The following is a 1,252-nucleotide window of genomic DNA, read 5'->3' on the forward strand; positions in this document are numbered from 1 at the left end:
AGCCGAAACAACCCGGACGACGTTGCGGATGCCCCTGCGGGTGAAGCGGTGGGTCCAGGAAACGGCTGATGCGGCAGGGATCTCGGAGAACGCCCGGATCATTCTGTTGCTTCAAGAGAAGATGGCGTCAGAGGCCGCCGACCAAAAGTAAAGGCGCCGGGAGCTACCACACGCCCGACGCCTTCGATGAAACATCCACGCTAATAGAAGGATCTGCGCATGAATATGCCAGTGAACCCGCGAGATTTCAACGATCTCGTCAACGAAAATCTCCGCACCAACAGCCGCATCATCGCGGAGGCGTTCGAGAAGGAGCATCGCAACGTCATGCGCGACATCCGCGCGCTGGTCGATGCAAACCCGGACTGGGGTATGCTCAATTTTGAGCAGACCCCCTATGTCGATGCCCAGAACGGCCAAACCTACCAGATGTATGAAATGACCCGCGACGGGTATTCGATGCTGGTCATGGGTTTCACCGGCAAGAAGGCGATGGACTGGAAGATCAGTCTTCGGCTTTCAGGCCCCTGTAAATGTGCTTCTTGAGGTCTTTCAGATCTTCCTCAAGCTCACGTAGAGCCATCAGAGTCTTGGCCCGATCAGGGTTGTCGCGCAGCAAGGCAAACTTGAGAAGGACAAGCGAACTCTCGACGTTACTAAGCTGAGGTTGAGCCGGGAACTTTTCCTCAAGCGCAGCAAGGATTTCTGAATGCATTGTCCGAGAGTTAGCATCCGCAGCGGTCTGTATCCGCACCTTTAGATCGGGTGGGATACGGAGGCCGTAGGGAGCGATGCGTGTAGGATACTTGGATTCGTCAACCATGCGACCAGTGGTAGTCAATTTTTCTGCTGCGAGCAATTGGCGACCTGTGGTAGCTATCGACCATTGGTAACTAAGGTGGAGAGATGAAGCAGAGACGTACCCCCTTCGGACTTCGGATGACCGACGACCTGAAAGAGTGGGTGGACCAGAAAGCCAAGCGTGAAGGCCGTTCCGCCAACAACCTGATCGTTCACCTGTTGAGCGAGGCGAAGGAAGCGGAACAGGAAAGCGAAAAGGCTGCCGGGTAAGGTTTGGCGACCCCCGACAGCCTTTCATGAACCACAGTATGATGGAGTTCAGGAATGAATATGCCCGCAAACCCTGCGGATTTCAATGGCATCGAGATCGTGCAGCGTGACGGTGCGCTGATGGCTTCGAGCCGTGAGGTCGCGCACAACTTCGGCAAGATGCACAAGGACGTGCTTCGCG

The 1,252-nt window shown here is 55.6% G+C and carries 3 protein-coding genes; 2 read left to right on the forward strand and 1 reads right to left on the reverse strand.

Annotated features, from left to right (window positions below; all coding sequences use genetic code 11):
* Positions 1-219 precede the first annotated feature (219 nt).
* Positions 220-546, forward strand: a complete 327-nt coding sequence (locus ABNX41_RS21805) for a Rha family transcriptional regulator (RefSeq protein ID WP_438671774.1) — start codon at positions 220-222, stop codon at positions 544-546.
* Here the strand turns inward: ABNX41_RS21805 and ABNX41_RS21810 are convergent.
* Positions 506-823 carry an Arc family DNA-binding protein gene (locus ABNX41_RS21810; protein ID WP_438671776.1) on the reverse strand — a complete coding sequence of 106 codons (318 nt, stop codon included), beginning with the start codon at positions 821-823 and terminating at the stop codon, positions 506-508. The two genes, ABNX41_RS21805 and ABNX41_RS21810, sit on opposite strands and share 41 nt — an antisense overlap.
* A gap of 116 nt (positions 824-939) precedes the next feature.
* Here ABNX41_RS21810 and ABNX41_RS21815 point away from each other — a divergent pair, with 116 nt between their 5' ends.
* Positions 940-1,071, forward strand: coding sequence for a hypothetical protein (locus ABNX41_RS21815; protein ID WP_438671775.1), 132 nt, complete (start codon positions 940-942; stop codon positions 1,069-1,071).
* The last annotated feature ends 181 nt before the right edge of the window (positions 1,072-1,252 follow it).

This window comes from Pseudogemmobacter sonorensis (assembly GCF_042762395.1).
In the GTDB taxonomy this organism is placed as follows: domain Bacteria; phylum Pseudomonadota; class Alphaproteobacteria; order Rhodobacterales; family Rhodobacteraceae; genus Pseudogemmobacter; species Pseudogemmobacter sonorensis.

Coding starts and splice junctions, on each gene's coding strand:
- ABNX41_RS21805 (WP_438671774.1), top strand. CDS start 220: ATGAATATGCCAGTGAACCCGCGAGATTTCAACGATCTCGTCAACGAA.
- ABNX41_RS21810 (WP_438671776.1), bottom strand. CDS start 823: ATGGTTGACGAATCCAAGTATCCTACACGCATCGCTCCCTACGGCCTC.
- ABNX41_RS21815 (WP_438671775.1), top strand. CDS start 940: ATGACCGACGACCTGAAAGAGTGGGTGGACCAGAAAGCCAAGCGTGAA.